Genomic DNA, 17303 nt, shown 5'->3' on the forward strand with positions numbered 1-17303 from the left:
CACAGGACACTTTCGAATCGACTCGAGAACTCGAGAGAACCATTGCTGAAGGACTTTGGGCCGTTCGGCCCCAAGACATCCAATGGGATGAGTTTGCATATGTTCGCTCCGAAATCGGAAGCAGGGCAAGCTCCATCGCAAGGGCCTACTTAGCCGGTGCCGAGGTGAAACGCATCCACGTGGACAACAACGTTCTTATAGCAGCCCGGACGCTTAGGGAAGTGCTGTACAGGCCCGGCAAAGGAACCTGGCTTTCCATGACTCTGAAAGTCACTCCCAAAGGAGACGGCTGGGAAGCCAGCTACAACTACGACGAAAAGCCCGTTTGGGAACTCGGCGAGCCAGTCAACGACACCTACGCCCAAGAGCTGTACCTCTTCCCCCGCGACGAGGAACACATCCCCGACTGGTTCAAGGAAGCAATGCGGGGCGCAACCTGGACCCCGGATTCCGACTAGGGCTTCCAGAATGAGGCAAGGAGCCACTTCACAGGACACTTTCGAATCGACTCGAGAACTCGAGAGAACCATTGCGGAAGCGCTTTGGGCTGCGCGGCCAAACGACATCGAGTGGGACACCTTCGCATACGTCCGCTCAGAAGTAGGCGGAACAGCAAGTGCCATTGCTAAGGCCTACTTGGATGGCACCGAGATGAAGCGCAAGCACATCGACAAGAGCGTTGTCGTAGCGGCGCGGACGCTACGGGAGTTGATGTACAAGCCAGGCAAAGGCACCTGGTTTCTATGACTCTGGGCATCACGCCAGCCGGCGATGGCTGGAAAGCCAGTTTCAACTACACGGAGAAGCCAGTCTGGGAGCTTGGTGATCCCGTCAACGACACTTTTGCCCAGGAGCTGTACCTCTTCCCCCCGCGACGAGGAACACATCCCCGACTGGTTCAAAGAAGAAATGAAGGGCGCCACATGGACCCCGGATTCCGACTAGGGCTTCCAGAATGACGCAAGGAACCACCTCACAGGACACTTTCGAAACAACTCGAGAACTCGAGAGAACCATCGCGGAAGGACTTTGGACGACACGGCCTTTGGACATTGAGTGGGACACTTTTGCGTATGTCCGCTCTGAGATAGGGGGCCGGGCAAGCGCCACCGCAAAGGCTTACCTAGGTGACAAAGAGGTAAAACGCAGGCGCACCGAAGACAGCGTTCTCCTAGCGGCCAAGAAACTTCGAGAAGCTATGTACAAGCCGAGTAGGGGAACGTGGTTTTCCATGCGCCTCATTGTTACGCCCACCGGCGATGGCTGGGAGGCTTCCTACAATTACGACGATAGACCGCATTGGGAACTCGGTGAACCGTCCGCTGACACTTATGCCCAGGAGCTGTACCTCTTCCCCCGCGAAGAGGTACACATCCCGGACTGGTTCCGCGAAGAAGTCAAGAAGGCCACTTGGACCCCGGAGGATGCCTAACCGCTGTGGTCAGCGGCTAGCCAACACTGCGTCGTACCGTTCCAGCGCGATCTCCGCCAACACAGGAGACGGCAGCAAAGGTGCCGCAACAACGTCCGCGCCCGCCTTCGCCAGCTGGTCGTGGAAATAACCGGTAGCCAACAGGTATGAGGCAATGAAGACCTTGCCTGTCCCACCGTCGGCGGCGAGTTCGGCACGCAAGGAGGCGACGCCGTCGGGCACTGTCGGCTGGGCGCTGGCGCCATAGGCGACCCGCACCTTGTTCGGCAACAGCTCGCCGAGCAGTCGCGCCTGCTCTTCCGAATCCACCGAGCCGTCCGGAAGCGAGGATCCAGCGGCAGCCAGCAGCACGCCGTCGTTCTCGGTCAGTCCAGCCGCCCGCAAATGCGTGGCCAACAGCTCAGCCAGCCGCGGGTCAGGGCCCAACGGCCTTGCGGCCACTACCTCGGGCCGGGTCTTGATCGCTTTGGGCACGTCCACCTTGATGTGGAAGCCGGTAGAGAGCAAGAGCGGCACGACGACGGCGGCAGTCCCCTCCGGCAGGCCCTCCACCACTCCGCCCAGCTCCGGTTCCTGCACGTCAACGTACGCCTCAACCACGCGCAAGCCGGGGCGGAGGGTCTCAATTTCTGCCATCACACGGCGGATGGCAGCTTGGCCTTCGGCATTGCGGGTTCCGTGGGCGCAAGCGATCAAAACAGGGCTGTTCATGGGAGCTAGCGTAACGTTGAGCCAGCACCTGTTGTTAAGCACGTTAAGAAAGAACCAGTCCACTTGATTTCCTTTGACATTGTTCTTCTTTGGCTTGACCTCATCGGCGTGTTCTTTTTTGCAGTGTCGGGCTCGTTGTTGGCCGCCCGGAAGCAGTTCGACTTTGTTGGCTCAGTGCTGCTCGCTTCCATCGCGGCGCTGGGCGGTGGCGTAATCCGTGACATCGTGATCAACGCCGGTCCCCCTATCGCTTTTACCAACCCCGCGTACCTGGCCCCGCCGTTGTTGGCTGCGCTGCTGGTTTACTACTTGTTTTCCTCCGTGCAGCGCTTCACCTCTCTGCTGACCCTGTTCGACGCCGGCGGGCTGGCCTTGTTCTGCATCACCGGCACCCTGAAGGCCATCAGTGCGGGCATGAACCCGGTGGCCGCAATCCTGTTGGGCGTCACCACGGGAGTGGGCGGCGGTCTGCTCCGTGACATCACGGCCAACGAGATTCCAACCCTGTTCAACAACCGCGATATCTATGCGCTGCCCGCCTTCGTGGGCGCGGGGCTGACCACGTTGCTGTGGCACCTTGGCCTGTTCAGCGGGCTTACGGCCTGTGTCATTGCCGGTGTTGTCTTCACTTTCCGGGTGACCGCCTGGCGCCGCGGCTGGTATGTCCCCCTGGCTGTGCGCGGATGGCATCGCGCAGGCACCGGTGGGGGCGCAATTTCGGGTGCCCGGGATTAGCTAGGATAAGAGCATGACTGACATGTTCCTCGAGAAGTTCCGCGCGCTGGTCCCAAAGTATCTCGAGGATGAATGGCAGGAAGAAGACGGCCTCACGCCGGATGAACTGGACGACGCCCTCGCCGATCACTCCTTCACCATCCCGCTGGTTCTGCGCGAGTTCTACCTCGCCATCGGTGGCTGCGAGGACCTCATGGAGGCCTACCACTACTTCTGGGACCCCGAGGAACTCGAGGTGGATGACGAAGGCTTCCTCATGTTCCTTGAGGACGAGGATGAGCAGTTCACCTGGGGCTTCCGCACCGCCGACCTCAGCATCCCGGACCCCATCGTGTGGCGCCGCAACAACGCCCGCGGCCAGTGGAAGAGCGAAGAGGGCACGTTCTCCGAGTTCGTGTTCGACATGTTCGAGTGGGCATTTAACGACGAAGACTAACTTTCCAGGTTTCGAGCAGCCTCTTCTCACCCATTCCGGGTTGGGAAGGGGCTGTTTTTGTTCCCCTCTCGCGAAGGATTACGACGGCGGTCGGCCGGCTATGTATCGGAACGGGCCGAAACGGCCGGTCTCCCGGTTGCGCAGAACCACTAGGAGTTCGTCCACCATCCGCTGAGGGTGATGCACTACGTCTGCATAGTAGTAGTGCAGGGTCATGAGTCCGCCGAGGATGCCTGCATTGTTCCGGTATTGGTCCTTCTTGACCTGTTTCCCCTCCAGGTGGGTGCCGCCGTCGAGTTCTACAATCAGGCAGTCTTCGATCAGACAGTCCACTTCTCCCACACCTGGTACGTCCACATGCATACGGACTCTGAGACCTGCCCGGGTGAAGTGTGTATGGGCCAACACCTCCAAGAGGGAGTCGGCACGAGGGAGAACCCAACCCACGATCTCGCGGACCTTGCCATTCCGGTTGCCGGGAAGCTTCGATCTCAGGAAATCCGTAGACAGGAGTGCTTGGCTAACTGCGCTCTGCACCATGACCAGTGCTTCAAGTTCCGGTAGGCACCTGAGGGAGTGGATCAGGACATCGGCTACCCCTGCAACTGGTAGATACGAGTGTGCCGGGTGCAGGCAGGCTCCGTGGTGGACTACACCACGTCTCACTTGGCCCGTACTGCAGCTCAAATGGAGAGAGCCGGGGTCGCCAAGGGTCCAAAGCCGATAGAAGCGAGCTGCTGAAACGCAGGTAAGTAGGCCATCGGCTCGAAAGGCGGCAACGACGTCGGGGTCCGCTCTTCTTGACGTGTAGACGCCACGATGAAGGCGGGTCACTCGGCCGTCCCTGACTGCATTCGTGAGCATGCGGCGAGTAAAGCCTGCAGTTGTTGAGAAGTTCCTTATGTGGACAACTCCCGCGGGCCGCCACCACCTACTTTGAGGTCTTGAATGCAGCGACACACCCTGCGGCAGGCGCGTCCCGGGCTTCCCAAAGTCTGAGTAGGTGATGGAGGACCAACGCCGTCCTGTAAATCACGCTGCGTGAACGAAAAAACCGTTGACGCGGAAAGTTGCATATATGACAGGATTGTCATAAGCTTTTCACGGATCCACTAAATGCCTCCGGTGGGTCTGATGCGAACGGAGATTGTGGTCCCGGTTCGGTGCAGCGTATGACTCGTAACGTTGCAACGAACCGGGGCCATTCCTTTTTTAAACCAGGGTGGCGCCGAAACGGCTGTGCGGCCACCACCCACTTTGAAGCCAAGAAAGCCGGACACGCCGTAAAACGAGGGCCATGCAGTCCCCATGCCACCCAAAGTAGGTAGCTGCGGTACACGGGCAGCCAACAAAACAGGCGCCCAGCCCCTCAAGGGCCGGACGCCTGCGGCAAAGCAAACAGAAAACTAGCTGCTGCGGTCTACCACCGCGTGGGCGAAGTTGGTCAGGGACGCCTTCACAACGCCCTCGGGCAGCGGCTCCAGAGCCGCAACGGCCTCGGCGGACCACTGGCGGGCGATCTTCCACGATTCCTCGGTGACGGGGTGTTCGCGCAGACCGGCAACAACTTCAGCCAGGGCCTCGTCGGAGCTCAAGTCGCCGTCAACGAGTTCCAGCAAAGCAATCGCGGAGGCATCCCCTGCAGCAGCATCGCGGCGGAGTAGCAGGACAGGCAGCGTAGGAACACCTTCGCGGAGGTCGGTGCCCGGGGACTTGCCGGATTTGACCTTGACGCCGGTCACATCGATGACGTCGTCGGCAAGCTGGAACGCCACGCCAACCTTCTCGCCGTATTCCACCAGCAGGTCCTCGTAGGACTCGTCGGCACCGGCGAAGATCGCACCCAACTGACCGGATGCTGCTACCAGCGAGCCGGTCTTGTCTGCGATGACGGACAGGTAGTGCTCTACGGGATCTTCGTCTTCCCGCGGTCCAACAGTTTCGTGGAGTTGGCCAAGGCACAGGCGCTCGAAGGTACGCGCCTGAATACCCAGAGCACGGGAACCGAGCTCTGACACCAGGATAGAGGCGCGGGCAAAGATGAGGTCGCCGGTAAGGATGGCCACCGAGTTGCCCCATACTTCGTGGGCCGTGGGAGCACCGCGACGGAAGGGAGCGGAGTCCATGACGTCGTCGTGGTACAGCGTGGCGAGGTGCGTCAATTCCACCACAACAGCTGCCTGGACAACCTCGGGGCGTGAAGCATCACCAAGGTGGGCGCACAGCAGGGTGAGCAGCGGACGGATGCGCTTACCACCGGCTTCAACCAGGTGGCGCGACGTCGCGTCAGCCAAGGGGTCCGAGTTGGAAATGGCTTCGCGGAGTTTTTTCTCCACCCGGGCAAGGTTGGTGGTGATGGCAGGGCCGAGCTCGGCATCACCGGCAATGGCGGCAAAACCGGCGGGCAGCTGGAGCCCCGTTGCGATCGCAGTGGTGTTGGGAGCAGGCTCAACAGTCTGCGGCAAGCCGTGTCCGGCATGCGTCCAGCTGTGTTCGGCAGAGTTCGTCACGGGTTAACCCTAACTAGTTGTTGCGGAAACCGCGGAGTCGGTGCCTACCGGCGTAAGGGCGCTGGCAGGGGAAGTGTTGGAGGTGGCCGGAACCAGCATCTCGAGGACCCGGATCACGCGGTCTTCGAAGCCTTTCGCGGACGGATCCGTGAGGTTCGCGAGCATTCGAACCACAAAACGCATCAGGACAGGAATGGGCATACCCGTGCGCAGCGCCAGTTTCATCACGGCGGGCTTCCCAATCAAGGAAGCGAATAGACGGCCAAGCGTGAAGTGCGATCCCCACTGGTCCCGCACATAGTCCGCGTACCGCGAAAGGTGGGCATCGGCGTCGTGCGTGGACCAACCGGCGGAAGCCGAGCGCGACGAAGCGTCAATCAGGAACTCGGCCGCGAATCGGGCCGATTCCATAGCGTAGGAAATGCCCTCGCCGTTGAACGGGGACACCATGCCGCCGGCGTCGCCCAGCAGGAGCAGTCCGGGCGAGTAGTGCGGCGTGCGGTTGAAGCCCATGGGCAGCGCGGCGCCGCGGATCTCCCCCACTTGGTTTTCCGGCGTGAATCCCCACTCGGGAGGCATGCCGGCGGTCCATTCGCGCAGGACCTGCTTGTAGTCGAGCTTGCCGAACTCCTTGGACGAGTTCAGGATGCCCAGGCCAACATTGGACGTGCCGTCACCGACGCCGAACACCCACCCGTATCCGGGCAGCGGCTTACCGGACTTGCCGGGAAGTTCCAGCCAGCCTTCCATCCAGTCGTCGTCGTGACGCGGCGACGTGAAGTAAGTACGGACGGCGACGCCCAACGGACGGTCGTCGCGCTTGTGCATGCCCAGCGACACAGCGGTTCGCGTCGAATTGCCGTCCGCAGCGAGCACGACGTCGGCGTGGAAGTCGCGCGTTTCGCCCGTCTTTCGCCCGGACTCGTCCAGGATGGAAGCCCGGGCGCCAATGACGCGGCCGTCGTCCGCAGTCAACGCGGAGGTGACACTGTGGCGTTCAAGCACGACGGCGCCCGCGGACTGGGCGTGACGGGCCAGATCCTCGTCGAAACCGAGGCGGGTCCGGATCAGTCCGTACGTGGGAAAGTCGGCTACCTCGGGCCAGGGCAGCTCGATGGTGCGACCACCGGCAATGAGGCGAAGGCCCTTGTTGCGCCTCCACCCTTCCGAAACAGCGTGGGGCAGTCCGAGCTTCTGAATTTCGCGGACAGCGCGCGGAGTAAGCCCATCGCCACAGACTTTTTCACGGGGAAAAGAGGTCTTTTCCAGCACCGTGACATCGACGCCCGCTTGGGCGAGGTAATACGCGGCGGTGGACCCTGCCGGGCCCGCGCCAACAATCAGTACTTTCACGTCGTCCTAAATAAGCAGGCAGTACGAGGTCAGCCGGCCTGGTGGCGCGGCTTGATCTGGCGGCGAAGCTTTGCCACTGGAACACTTTCGCGGTGCTCGTCGGGCTTCTGCGCACGGTGCACGGCAACGATGCCGCCACTGAGATTGCGGTAAGTGATGTCCGTCCAGCCGGCATCGCTGAGCCACTGGGCCAGGTGGTCCTGGTCCGGCCAGGCGCGGATGGACTCGGCAAGGTACACGTAGGCGTCCGGGTTGGAGGACACCTTGGTGGCGATGGCCGGGAGAGCGCGCATCAGGTACTCGGTGTAGAGGTTGCGCCACAGGGGAACCACGGGGTGCGAGAACTCGGCAATGACCAGGCGGCCGCCGGGCTTGGTGACGCGCAGCATTTCCTCAAGGGCCTTGCGGGGTTCCACCACGTTGCGGAGGCCGAAGGAAATGGTGGAAGCGTCGAAGCTGTTGTCAGCGAACGGCAGGTTGGTTGCGTCACCGGCAATGAAGTCGATGTCCGGGCGGCGGCGCTTGCCCACCTTGAGCATGCCCAGGGAGAAGTCGCAGGCCACTACGTCCACGCCCGCGTCGGCGTAGGGTTCGCTGGAAGTTCCCGTTCCGGCGGCGAGGTCCAGGACCTTCTGGCCTACCTTCACATCCATGGCATCAACCACGATCCGGCGCCAACGCCGCGTCTGCCCCATGGACAGGACATCATTGACGACATCGTATTTTGGGGCGACATCATCAAACATCGTCGCAACTTCGTCCGGACGCTTTTCCAAGGATGCTCGGTTCACCCTGTAATTGTCTCAGACATTCAGCCGACTTTGCTGCGCTGTAGAAGTCGGCTCAGATTCTGGCTGCGCGCGGGAGTACTGTTGTTCCATCATGACGAGCACGCTCCGTACCTTGACAGTCCCCCTCGATGTCGAATCATCCTCCGGGGGGCTGCCGTCGTTTCTGGTGCGGGACGACGTCCTCTGCTGGTCCCGCCGCGAGGCCGGCCTGGTGGGCTATGGCGAACTGACCCGCTTCAACACCACAGGCCCCGAACGATTCCTTGAAGCCGACATTTGGTGGCGGCACCTCATTCTTGAGGCGGAAATCACGGATCATGTGGATGTTCCAGGCACTGGTCCGGTGGCTTTCGGCTCGTTCGCCTTCTCCAAAACCTCCCCCCACGTTTCCCGCCTGATCCTCCCCGAGCTTGTGGTTGGCATCCGCGACGGCCGCGCCTGGGCCACCCAGCTAACGTTCGACGACGGCCCCCTCACCGAGGCAAGCGTTCTCGCCTCGGTGGACCGCTGGCTGACCGAGCCCGAGCCTAACGGCGACGGTTCAGCGAGCGGAGGGCCCGACGTCGGACTCTCACCGGACGCTATTGCGGCGGACGGTTCCGCCGGTCACCTCAGCCGTGGCTCCTTGAGTGAGGCCGCTTGGATGCAGGCCGTGTCCAACGGTGTGGAGGAAATCCGCGCCGGGAAGCTGGAGAAGCTCGTGTTGGCGCGGGACGTCGTGGCCAACCTTCCCGAGGGCGTCAACGCCGCGGAGGTGCTTCGTCAGCTCGCCGCAAGGTACCGCGAATGCTGGACCTACGGCGTCGACGGACTGGTGGGTGCCACACCGGAAATGCTGATTCAGGTGGAGGGGCGCACCGCACAAGCGCGTGTGTTGGCAGGAACCTTGGATCGCCGTGATGCGGACGGTATGGACGGCTCCCCCATGGAATATGCGGAACGAGTCCTGGCCGGTTCGGAGAAGCAGCGGCACGAACATGAGATCGCCATTGATTCTCTGACGCGGCAACTGGCTCCTTTCTCCGAAGCGATGAATTCCCATAGCGAGCCCTTCATCCTTGAGCTGCCCAATGTGTGGCATCTGGCCTCCGATGTGAAGGCTGAGCTCGCGGACATCGAGGGTCACGTGCCCACGTGCCTGGCCTTGATCAATGCTTTGCATCCCACCGCGGCGGTCTGCGGAACGCCCACCTTGGTGGCCGGGGCTTTGATCCGCAAACTGGAACATCTGGATCGCGGACCCTACGCCGGGCCAGTCGGCTGGCTCGATGCTGCGGGGAACGGCGAATGGGGCATCGCACTGCGTGGCGCGGTCATCGAAGACGCCAACACGGTGCGCCTGTACGCAGGTTGCGGCATCGTTGAGGGCTCACAGCCCGAGGCGGAATTGGCCGAAACGTGGGCCAAATTCAGGCCGATGCTTGAAGCGCTGGGCATCAAGCGCTGAATCTGGGATTCCAGACAGGGCCGCTGCTTGCGGGGTTGATAAGTGGGTAAACTTGTTATCCAATAGTGAAACTTCGTTTCCTGTGATGCACATCTCACGTTCGGCGCTACACTAAAACCGACTCAGTTCAGCATCCACCGCAACAAAAGGTAAACAACATGCAGATCTCCCGTTCGGTTCTGTCCGGCACCAAGATTGCCGCCGTGCTCGCAGCAGGCGCACTGGCCCTGACCGCCTGTGGTGGTTCCTCCACCCCGGCCGCGTCCTCTGAGTCGGGCCTCAAGCTCATCAACGCCGGCAAGCTCACCGTATGCTCGGACGTTCCCTACGAGCCCTTCGAATTCCAGAAGGACGGCAAGATCGTTGGCTTCGACATGGACATCGCCGCCGAGCTCGCCAAGGACGTCAAGGCCGAACTCAACGTAGTGGACAGCTCCTTCGAAGCAATCGAGACCGGCACCGCACTGACCGGTTGCGACGTCTCCATCTCCTCGATCTCCATCACGGACGTCCGCAAGAACGTCATGGACTTCTCCACCCCGTACTTGGACGACGACCTGACCCTCGTGGCCACGTCCGCCTCCGGCATCGACAACCTCGATGGCGCAAAGGGCAAGAAGGTTGGCGTCCAGCAGGCCACCACCGGCGCCCAGTACGCCAAGGACAAGGGAATCGACGCCCAGCAGTTCGAAGACTCCGGCCTCCTGGTCCAGGCCCTCAAGGCTGGCACCATTGACGCCGCCGTCGGCAACCAGTCCGTACTTGGCTACGCCATCAAGGACGACTCCAACCTCAAGCGCGTTGAAGACTACGCAACGGGCGAGAAGCTGGGCATCTCCATCAAGAAGGGCAACACCGCCATGGCGGATGCCGTGAACGCCACGCTGAAGCGCATCACCGACGACGGCACGCTGAAGAAATTCGAGACCACCTGGTTCGGCGAAGCCACCAAGTAGTCCGAGCCCCGGCTCCTCCAAGATCCACGCAGGCGGGCCCCGAAACGATCTGTTGAAACGGTCCTTTCGGGGCCCCACCTGCGCAACATGAATGTGAGAACCCCATGGCAATGACTGCACGTCAACGAGCCAAAGTCAGTTTGTACGTCCAGGCCGGAATCTTTGTTGTGGCCGTGGCCGCCGTGATTATTGCCGTGGACTGGAAGACGGTTGGCACCAGCGTCTTCAACTTCGCCAAGATCGGCCCCATGTTCCCGGATATCTTCCTGGTGGGCCTCAAGAACACCCTTATCTACACTTTCCTGGGCTTTGTGGTGGGCCTCTCCGGCGGCCTCCTGCTCGCCCTGATGAAGCTTTCCTCCTTCCCGCTGTACCGCTGGCTTGCCACGGGCTACATCGAGTTCTTCCGCGGCGTTCCGGCACTGCTGGTCTTCATCGCGTTCGGCTACGGTGTTCCCTTGGCCTTCGGAATCCAGTGGGACGTCAACATCATCGTGATGGTTTCACTGGGTATGGTTGCCGCCGCTTACATCGCTGAAACCCTGCGCGCCGGCCTCCAGGCCGTGCCCAAGGGCCAGATGGAAGCCGCGCGTTCGCTGGGCATGCCTCACTGGCGGGCAATGGTGTCAATCGTCATCCCCCAGGCGTTCAAGATCGTTCTTCCCCCACTGACCAACGAGATCATCCTGCTCACCAAGGACTCCTCGCTGATCTACGTCCTGGGCCTCACCGCCTCCCAGTACGAGCTCACCAAGTTTGGCCGCGACGGCATCTCCAGCCTCGGCGCAGGCCTCACGCCGCTGCTTGTGGCCGGTGCCTTCTACCTGGTCATCACCATCCCCTTGAGCCTCCTGGCACGGAAGTTCGAAAGCCGCTCCGCGCGGACCAAGCGATAGGCAGGACAGTCATGAATAACTCCAATGGGAGCACGGCCACCGTTCGCGCCGCCGGCGTCAATATCAAGGATCTGCGCAAGTCCTACGGCAGCAACGAAGTTCTCAAAGGCATCTCGCTGACGGTCGAACCGGGCCAGGTTGTTTGCTTGATCGGACCTTCGGGTTCGGGCAAGTCCACCCTCCTGCGCTGCGTCAATCTGCTGGAGCAGCCCAACGCAGGAACCATCAACGTGGGCAAGTTCGAGGCCACGGACCCCGATGTGGACCTCAACCGGATGCGCCAGAGCGTCGGCATGGTGTTCCAGCACTTCAACCTTTTCCCGCACCTCAGCGTCCTGGACAACTGCACCATCTCCCAGATGAAGGTGCTCAAGCGGTCCAAGTCAGAGGCCGGGGACGTCGCGCGCCGCAACCTGGAACGCGTCGGCCTGGGCCATTTGGCTGACCGTTACCCGGACCAGCTCTCCGGTGGCCAGCAGCAGCGCGTCGCCATTGCCCGGGCACTGTCCATGGACCCGCAGCTCATGCTCTTCGATGAGCCGACGTCTGCCCTCGACCCCGAAACCGTGGGCGATGTCCTGGCCGTCATGCGCAAGCTGGCCCAGGAAGGCATGACCATGTTGGTGGTCACGCACGAGATGGGCTTCGCCCGCGAAGTTGCTGACCGCGTGGTGTTCATGGACGCCGGCGTTGTGGTGGAAGAAGGGCCTGCGGAGAACGTCATCAGCGCTCCCACCCAGCCGCGCACCAAGGAATTCCTGCGCCGCGTCCTCGACCCCACGCACATCGACGTGGTGGACGAGTAACCCTTTGTGGCACTGGCCGCGCACAGTCGTTAGCGCCACCGAAACGGGAGGGTGACACCCATATGGGGGTGTCACCCTCCCGTTTTTGCGTTCGACGCCCTTTCGCGCGCCCGGCGCACCCTTTCGCGCCCGGCGCACCACTCGTTCACCCACGGCGCACCCCTTCGCGCCATTCGCACCAGCGCGAACGGGTGCAAACAGCGGCAACGGGTGCGACCAACACACAACACACGCCCCGCACCACCCCGGCACCCGCACACGCCCGGCGCACCCCTCGTTCAACCACGGCGCACCCCTTCGCGCCATTCGCACCAGCGCGAACGGGTGCAAACAGCGGCAACGGGTGCGGGTAGGCGGAGCGGGGCTAGCCGGCCGTAAGGACTTGGCCCACTGCGGCCGAGACGGCTTCCTTGATCCGGGCATGGAGTGCCCGCAAGCCCGAGCGGTCTACGCGGACTTCCACAATGGTGCGTCCCTTCAGCGGCGACTTGAGGGCCGCGGCGAGTTCCGCCGTCGTGCTCACCGTCTGATGCCCGACGCCGTACGCCGCCGCGAGTGCCCCGATGCCCACTGAGTGCGGGGTACCAAAGAGGCGCTCGACGGCGGTGCCGTAGGCGCCTGAGTCCTCCACCGCACCGTGTTCGAGGAGGCTGAAGATGGCACCGCCGGAATCGTTGAGCACCACGATGCGGAGATCCGGCACGGGCTCGCCGTGGCCGAGGAGCAGTCCGCCGGCGTCATGGAGGAAAGTGACGTCGCCCAGAAGGACCGTGGTTTCGCGTCCGCTGCCCAAGGCGATTCCTGTGGCTGTGGCGATGGTGCCGTCAATACCGGCCAGGCCGCGGTTGGCGTACACGGTGGCGATGGGTTCGGGGTGGGGTTGGCCGGCGAGGTCGACGTCGCGGATCCCGTTGGAGGAACCGAGCACCAACTGCCCGCGGGAATGCTCCCAGACCGTGGCCCCAACGGACGGACCGTTGGCGAGGTCTTCCCCCGCGAGCACACCATCCAGGCCATGCTGGGCGGCAGCACCAGCGAGGAGCCAGGAATCGAGCCATTCGGCGGAGCCACGGCCGGCGAAGTCGGCGAGCTCGGGAAGAGTTTCGATAGGGGTTTCGCGACGTCGGCCCTCTTCGTACCAAGCAACGGGGACGGGCTGGTAGATAGCAGACACAACAGACTCACGCGCCAGAAGGGAAGCCACCGGGCGGGAGAGAGTAGCGCGACCAAACAGGACCACACGTTCGATCGGCGTCGGGGAATCAGGACCGAAGTGTGCCAACAATACCCGGTAAGGCCCTACTGCGTTCGGCCCGAAGCGCGCGTTGGACGAAGGTTCGGCCAGCAGGGGCAGGCCATGGGCGCGGGCAAAGGCCTCGGCTACGGGACCGGCGTCATGGCCCGCGAGGACCACGGTGCGTCGCTCAGCGAGTTCGCCGGATGCTGCCGGAAGGTTCAGTGCTTGGGGACCGGCGTCGTAGTGGAACACGCCGTGTCCCGCGGCGGCCGGAAGGGCGTCGCCGTCCGCCGGTACCAAGGGATCACGGAAGGCGAGATTCACTTGGACAGGGCCCGGAGGTGTATCTTCGAGGGCCCCGGTGGCAGCGTAGAGCGCGGTGGCAACAGCCTTCTGCGGGTGGTCACCGGCCGGGACGTCGACGGCGAATCTGACGTGATCGCCGAAAAGGTCCAGTTGGATGGTGGTCTGGTTCGCCCCGGTCCCGTGAAGTTCTTCCGGCCGGTCTGCGGAGATGACGACCACCGGGACAGCTGAATGGTTGGCCTCCATGACTGCCGGCAGAAGATTGCCCACCGCCGTGCCGGAGGTTGTCACCACGGCAACCGGCGCCTCAGTGGAGAGGGCAAGGCCCAGCGCGGTGAACCCTGCGTCGCGCTCATCGATGCGGACGTGGAGCCGGACGCGGCCCGCAGCTTCCGCTTCCGCCAAGGCGTAGGCCATGGGTGCTGAGCGCGAACCCGGCGCTACCACCACGTGCCGCACACCGCCGTCGAGCAGTGCTGTAACAGCGATCCGTGCGGCGCCGATGGATGTCAGAGAGTCCTGGGAAGTCACCGTTCCAGTCTATTGGCGCCGCCCGGCCCCTCATCCCTCTCTCACATCCCTAGCCCTTCCGGCCATCCCTCTCTCACATCCCGGCCCCCAACGGCCATCCCTCTCTCACATCCCTAGCCCTTCAGGCCAACCCTCTCTCACATCCCCAGCCCTTCCGGCCAACGGTCTCTCACCCCGGTGCCGTTAGGGTTCCTTCACGTCCAGAACTACCTCGTTGTGGCGGAGGAACCAAGGCTTGAAGGGAGGGTCGAAACGCGCGAACCTGGGCGAACCGATGGGTGTCAGATCAGCCAGCTGAAGGGCCTCCGTCAGCGCTACAGTATGGCGTTGAAAGGCCGCGGCTGATCCGTTGCCTGTGAATCGGGCTACAGCAGATAACGCCCCAGGCACCTCACGGATTTTGACCCTGGACTCGTCAGGTACAGGAGCAGTCTCTACTGTCAGTCCGGCTGGCAGGACAAAGGCAACGACGTAGTCCTGATCGACCCCCGGAATGGGGCCGCTCTGTAGGACCGGTGCCGTCATGACCAGTTCCTCCGACGTTCCACTCTCCTGAATGACCGGCGCAGTCATGGACAGCTTCTGTCTACTGGTGTTGCTGCCGCTGATGTAGTTGAAAAGATAACGGAAGGCCTCGTTCCCGGCACGATCAAACGCGGCGTGGACTTGCACCTCCGCGAGTACATGCGCGGGATAGCGGCGCAGCTCGAAGTGTGGATACTGCTGGACCAGATCGTACGGCTGCTGTTCAGTCATGGTCCAACCGACCCTACGCCGCCAAGGCGCAGGCCACCATAGAACCCGATGTGAGAGAGCGTCACGCCACAAGCACGTGGGATGTGAGAGAGCGTCACGCCACAAGCACGTGGGATGTGAGAGAGCGTCACGCCACAAGCACGTGGGATGTGAGAGAGCGTCACGCCACAAGCACGTGGGATGTGAGAGAGGGTCGGCAAGACGAAATGCTCTCCCTCCCGGGGAGCCCGGGTGGGAGAGCATTCGTCAGAAACGGGAGGGCCAGGCGTTACTTCCGGAAGACCTGGACCACCGAGGGGCGAGGTGCCCGTGCGGCACCGGCAGCGGGGGTGGCGCCAGCCGGGACGTAGTCCGGGAAGAAGGAGTTCTGCGCGGCGAAGGAGCCGTCCTCACCAGGGTGCTGGACTGATACGAACACAGTGCGCTCTTCGTCGTGAATGATCGGGCCACAGGTCTCGGCGTCGCGCGGGACAGCAAGGAACTGCTCCACCTTGCCGCGCTCGGGACCTTCGAGGGTGACCTTGAACAGGCCGTCCGCGTAGCCAATGGTGCCGGGGGCGCCGTCCGTGGAAATCCAGAGATTGCCGACGGAGTCGAAGGCCACGTTGTCCGGGCAGGAGATGGGCGAGACCTTGTCGGCCGGGAATCCGGAGAAGTACGCGGAGGTGTTCTTGCTGGGATCGCCGGCTACCAACAGGAGGTTCCAGTTGAACTTGGTGCCCGTCTGCTCGCGTCCTTCAGTGATCTCCACAACGTGACCGTCACGGTTGAGCGTGCGGGGGTTGACCTCCGTGGCGCCTTCCTTGCCCGGCTTGCCGCGGTCCGTGTTGTTGGTGCAGGCGACATAGACCTTGCCCGTACGCGGGTTGGGCTCAACGTCTTCGCAACGGTCCATCTTGGTGGGGCCAACCTTATCGGCAGCCAAACGGGTGTAAACAAGGACCTCGGGAACGGTCATGCCCGGCACAGCGGAGGTGCCGTTGACCACCAGGGGCAGCCATTCACCGGTGCCGTCGAATGCACCGTCTGCGGGGAGCTTGCCCGTGCCGTCAATGTCCGCAGGCGAGTCCCCTGTGAACTTCGCAACATACAGGTCACCCTCGGAGAGGAGGTTCATGTTGTTCTTGCGGGCTTCCTTGGAGTCGCCGGCCTGGTACTTGCCCTTGGAAACGAACTTGTAGAGGTAATCGAAGCGCTCGTCGTCACCCATGTACGCCACTACCCGTCCGGAGGGAGAGACGATGACGTTGGCGCCCTCGTGCTTGAAGCGTCCCATGGCGGAGTGCTTCTTGGGGGTGGAGGTGGGATCGAACGGGTCTACTTCCACGATCCAGCCGAAGCGGTTGGTTTCGTTGGCGTAGCCGGAGTTGCGGGTGTCGAAGCGCGGCTCGTCAAGTTCCCACTGACGGGTGGTTGCCTTCGAGGTGATTCCGTAGCGCTTGTCTCCGTCGCTGGTGCCAGGGGCTGCGAAGTAGCCGTTGAAGTTCTCTTCTCCGGAGAGGATGGTTCCCCATGGGGTGGTTCCGCCTGCGCAGTTGCCCAGCGTGCCCTTGATCCAGCGGCCGGCGGGGTCGTCGATGGTCTTGACCAGGTTGGTGCCTGCTGCGGGTCCGGTGAGCTCGTAGACAGTGTCGGTGAGAAAGCGACGGTTCAGGGGTGCGCCCTGAACGTAGCTCCACGGCTTGTTCTTGTTCTTGCGCTCGAGTTCCACCACGGCGAGGCCATGCCCGGCACGGCCGATGGCCCGTGCCTCTGCGGGGTCGAAGCCCTCGGGCAGCATGATGTTCTCGTTGGTGTACTCGTGGTTGGTGAACAGGACGGCACGGCGATCCTTAGAGCCCGGGATAGGCAGGATGTCCGTGTAGTCGTTGTTGTAACCGAACTGGCGGGCCTGTGCTGCAGCAGTCTGCGCGTTCAGGTCGAAAGCCGGGGAGTCGGCAAAGAGGGGGTCGCCCCAGCGGATGATCGGCTTCCAGTCGAACCCCTCCGGAACAGTGAAGGCATCCACTGCTGCGTCTACCGGCTTGATGGCGGTGAACTTGAGCTTGGACTTGTCGAAGCCCTTCTTTGCAGCGTCAGAGAGTCCGTTGCCCGAGTCAGCCACGGCGGCGTCGCCACCAGACACGGCACCACCGAGTACGACGGCGAGCGCACCTGCGGCACCGAGCCCCAGGGCGGCGCGGCGGGACATGGCCGTTGAAGCGATGTCGCGGAAGTAGCCGTTGGCGCTGGTGTTGCAGACATCGCCCGAGCAGGCGTTGTCGCACTTCAAAGCACAGGTAACGGCGCTGCGCTTGCCTTTGGTGTGGCCGAGCATGGGGAGCAGCGGAAACGTGCGTCCGGTGGTTTCAGACATGGGGGAAGACCTTCCAGAGGATGTACGGGGTTCCCGCTGAGCCT

The 17303-nt window shown here is 62.7% G+C and carries 17 protein-coding genes and 1 pseudogene; 9 read left to right on the forward strand and 9 right to left on the reverse strand.

Going from position 1 to position 17303, the window contains the following annotated elements; translation table 11 throughout:
* Nucleotides 1-257: 257 nt before the first annotated feature.
* The 3 genes from ARUE_RS24755 (at nucleotide 258) to ARUE_RS24765 (ending at nucleotide 1432) form a co-directional block, all read left to right on the forward strand.
* Nucleotides 258-458 carry a hypothetical protein gene (locus ARUE_RS24755; protein ID WP_286139773.1) on the forward strand — a complete coding sequence of 67 codons (201 nt, stop codon included), beginning with the start codon at nucleotides 258-260 and terminating at the stop codon, nucleotides 456-458.
* A 10-nt stretch (nucleotides 459-468) separates the two neighbouring features.
* Nucleotides 469-747: a hypothetical protein gene (locus ARUE_RS24760; RefSeq protein WP_014922486.1), complete on the forward strand. Its 279-nt coding sequence runs from the start codon at nucleotides 469-471 to the stop codon at nucleotides 745-747.
* A 484-nt stretch (nucleotides 748-1231) separates the two neighbouring features.
* Nucleotides 1232-1432 (forward strand): hypothetical protein, encoded by a 201-nt coding sequence (locus ARUE_RS24765; RefSeq protein ID WP_014922487.1) that lies wholly within the window; start codon nucleotides 1232-1234, stop codon nucleotides 1430-1432.
* Nucleotides 1433-1441: 9 nt separating this feature from the next.
* Here the strand turns inward: ARUE_RS24765 and ARUE_RS16250 are convergent, their stop codons facing one another.
* On the reverse strand, nucleotides 1442-2206 hold the full coding sequence (locus ARUE_RS16250; protein WP_051025000.1) for a CbiX/SirB N-terminal domain-containing protein: 765 nt from the start codon (nucleotides 2204-2206) through the stop codon (nucleotides 1442-1444).
* Here ARUE_RS16250 and ARUE_RS16255 point away from each other — a divergent pair, their 5' ends adjacent.
* Nucleotides 2207-2878 carry a trimeric intracellular cation channel family protein gene (locus tag ARUE_RS16255; RefSeq protein WP_014922489.1) on the forward strand — a complete coding sequence of 224 codons (672 nt, stop codon included), beginning with the start codon at nucleotides 2207-2209 and terminating at the stop codon, nucleotides 2876-2878.
* A gap of 13 nt (nucleotides 2879-2891) precedes the next feature.
* On the forward strand, nucleotides 2892-3314 hold the full coding sequence (locus tag ARUE_RS16260; protein ID WP_011775733.1) for a hypothetical protein: 423 nt from the start codon (nucleotides 2892-2894) through the stop codon (nucleotides 3312-3314).
* A 78-nt stretch (nucleotides 3315-3392) separates the two neighbouring features.
* Here the strand turns inward: ARUE_RS16260 and ARUE_RS24770 are convergent, their stop codons facing one another.
* The 5 genes and pseudogenes from ARUE_RS24770 to ARUE_RS16280 form a co-directional block, all read right to left on the reverse strand.
* The gene (locus ARUE_RS24770; RefSeq protein WP_286139774.1) at nucleotides 3393-3854 is read right to left on the reverse strand and encodes an endonuclease domain-containing protein; all 462 of its coding nucleotides are present in this window, start codon (nucleotides 3852-3854) and stop codon (nucleotides 3393-3395) included.
* Between the two features lie 276 nt (nucleotides 3855-4130).
* Nucleotides 4131-4274 (reverse strand): annotated as a pseudogene (locus ARUE_RS25010) (hypothetical protein); the annotation flags it as partial.
* 446 nt (nucleotides 4275-4720) lie between these two features.
* Complete coding sequence (locus ARUE_RS16270; RefSeq protein ID WP_011775735.1) at nucleotides 4721-5824, reverse strand: polyprenyl synthetase family protein; 1104 nt, start codon at nucleotides 5822-5824, stop codon at nucleotides 4721-4723.
* Nucleotides 5825-5833: 9 nt separating this feature from the next.
* Nucleotides 5834-7177, reverse strand: coding sequence for a geranylgeranyl reductase family protein (locus tag ARUE_RS16275; RefSeq protein ID WP_014922491.1), 1344 nt, complete (start codon nucleotides 7175-7177; stop codon nucleotides 5834-5836).
* 29 nt (nucleotides 7178-7206) lie between these two features.
* Nucleotides 7207-7968 (reverse strand): demethylmenaquinone methyltransferase, encoded by a 762-nt coding sequence (locus tag ARUE_RS16280; RefSeq protein ID WP_011775737.1) that lies wholly within the window; start codon nucleotides 7966-7968, stop codon nucleotides 7207-7209.
* A 91-nt stretch (nucleotides 7969-8059) separates the two neighbouring features.
* Between ARUE_RS16280 and ARUE_RS16285 the strand changes: the two genes are divergently transcribed.
* The 4 genes from ARUE_RS16285 to ARUE_RS16300 all read left to right on the forward strand — a co-directional run bounded on the left by ARUE_RS16285 (nucleotide 8060) and on the right by ARUE_RS16300 (nucleotide 12073).
* Nucleotides 8060-9415, forward strand: a complete 1356-nt coding sequence (locus tag ARUE_RS16285) for an isochorismate synthase (protein WP_011775738.1) — start codon at nucleotides 8060-8062, stop codon at nucleotides 9413-9415.
* 158 nt (nucleotides 9416-9573) lie between these two features.
* Entirely contained in the window at nucleotides 9574-10371 is a 798-nt protein-coding gene (locus ARUE_RS16290) for an ABC transporter substrate-binding protein (protein WP_011775739.1), read from the forward strand.
* A 104-nt stretch (nucleotides 10372-10475) separates the two neighbouring features.
* Nucleotides 10476-11267 carry an amino acid ABC transporter permease gene (locus ARUE_RS16295; RefSeq protein WP_011775740.1) on the forward strand — a complete coding sequence of 264 codons (792 nt, stop codon included), beginning with the start codon at nucleotides 10476-10478 and terminating at the stop codon, nucleotides 11265-11267.
* 11 nt (nucleotides 11268-11278) lie between these two features.
* A complete protein-coding gene (locus tag ARUE_RS16300) occupies nucleotides 11279-12073 on the forward strand; it encodes an amino acid ABC transporter ATP-binding protein (protein WP_014922492.1) in 795 nt (264 codons plus the stop codon).
* Nucleotides 12074-12437: 364 nt separating this feature from the next.
* On the opposite strand, the gene menD is transcribed toward ARUE_RS16300, so the two are convergent.
* The 3 genes from menD to ARUE_RS16315 form a co-directional block, all read right to left on the reverse strand.
* Nucleotides 12438-14147 carry a 2-succinyl-5-enolpyruvyl-6-hydroxy-3-cyclohexene-1-carboxylic-acid synthase gene (menD, locus tag ARUE_RS16305; RefSeq protein WP_014922493.1) on the reverse strand — a complete coding sequence of 570 codons (1710 nt, stop codon included), beginning with the start codon at nucleotides 14145-14147 and terminating at the stop codon, nucleotides 12438-12440.
* A gap of 183 nt (nucleotides 14148-14330) precedes the next feature.
* Complete coding sequence (locus ARUE_RS16310; protein WP_014922494.1) at nucleotides 14331-14903, reverse strand: SOUL family heme-binding protein; 573 nt, start codon at nucleotides 14901-14903, stop codon at nucleotides 14331-14333.
* Between the two features lie 268 nt (nucleotides 14904-15171).
* Entirely contained in the window at nucleotides 15172-17259 is a 2088-nt protein-coding gene (locus tag ARUE_RS16315) for a PhoX family protein (protein WP_014922495.1), read from the reverse strand.
* Between the last annotated feature and the right edge of the window lie 44 nt (nucleotides 17260-17303).

Origin of the sequence: Arthrobacter sp. Rue61a (assembly GCF_000294695.2) — a bacterium.
Lineage (GTDB): Bacteria > Actinomycetota > Actinomycetes > Actinomycetales > Micrococcaceae > Arthrobacter > Arthrobacter aurescens_A.

What these genes read in the sequence shown, in the direction of transcription:
- ARUE_RS24755 (WP_286139773.1), top strand. Translation starts at nt 258, where the DNA reads ATGACTCTGAAAGTCACTCCCAAAGGAGACGGCTGGGAAGCCAGCTAC.
- ARUE_RS24760 (WP_014922486.1), top strand. Translation starts at nt 469, where the DNA reads ATGAGGCAAGGAGCCACTTCACAGGACACTTTCGAATCGACTCGAGAA.
- ARUE_RS24765 (WP_014922487.1), top strand. Translation starts at nt 1,232, where the DNA reads ATGCGCCTCATTGTTACGCCCACCGGCGATGGCTGGGAGGCTTCCTAC.
- ARUE_RS16260 (WP_011775733.1), top strand. Translation starts at nt 2,892, where the DNA reads ATGACTGACATGTTCCTCGAGAAGTTCCGCGCGCTGGTCCCAAAGTAT.
- ARUE_RS24770 (WP_286139774.1), bottom strand. Translation starts at nt 3,854, where the DNA reads ATGGTGCAGAGCGCAGTTAGCCAAGCACTCCTGTCTACGGATTTCCTG.
- ARUE_RS16285 (WP_011775738.1), top strand. Translation starts at nt 8,060, where the DNA reads ATGACGAGCACGCTCCGTACCTTGACAGTCCCCCTCGATGTCGAATCA.
- ARUE_RS16290 (WP_011775739.1), top strand. Translation starts at nt 9,574, where the DNA reads ATGCAGATCTCCCGTTCGGTTCTGTCCGGCACCAAGATTGCCGCCGTG.
- ARUE_RS16295 (WP_011775740.1), top strand. Translation starts at nt 10,476, where the DNA reads ATGGCAATGACTGCACGTCAACGAGCCAAAGTCAGTTTGTACGTCCAG.
- ARUE_RS16300 (WP_014922492.1), top strand. Translation starts at nt 11,279, where the DNA reads ATGAATAACTCCAATGGGAGCACGGCCACCGTTCGCGCCGCCGGCGTC.
- ARUE_RS16310 (WP_014922494.1), bottom strand. Translation starts at nt 14,903, where the DNA reads ATGACTGAACAGCAGCCGTACGATCTGGTCCAGCAGTATCCACACTTC.
- ARUE_RS16315 (WP_014922495.1), bottom strand. Translation starts at nt 17,259, where the DNA reads ATGTCTGAAACCACCGGACGCACGTTTCCGCTGCTCCCCATGCTCGGC.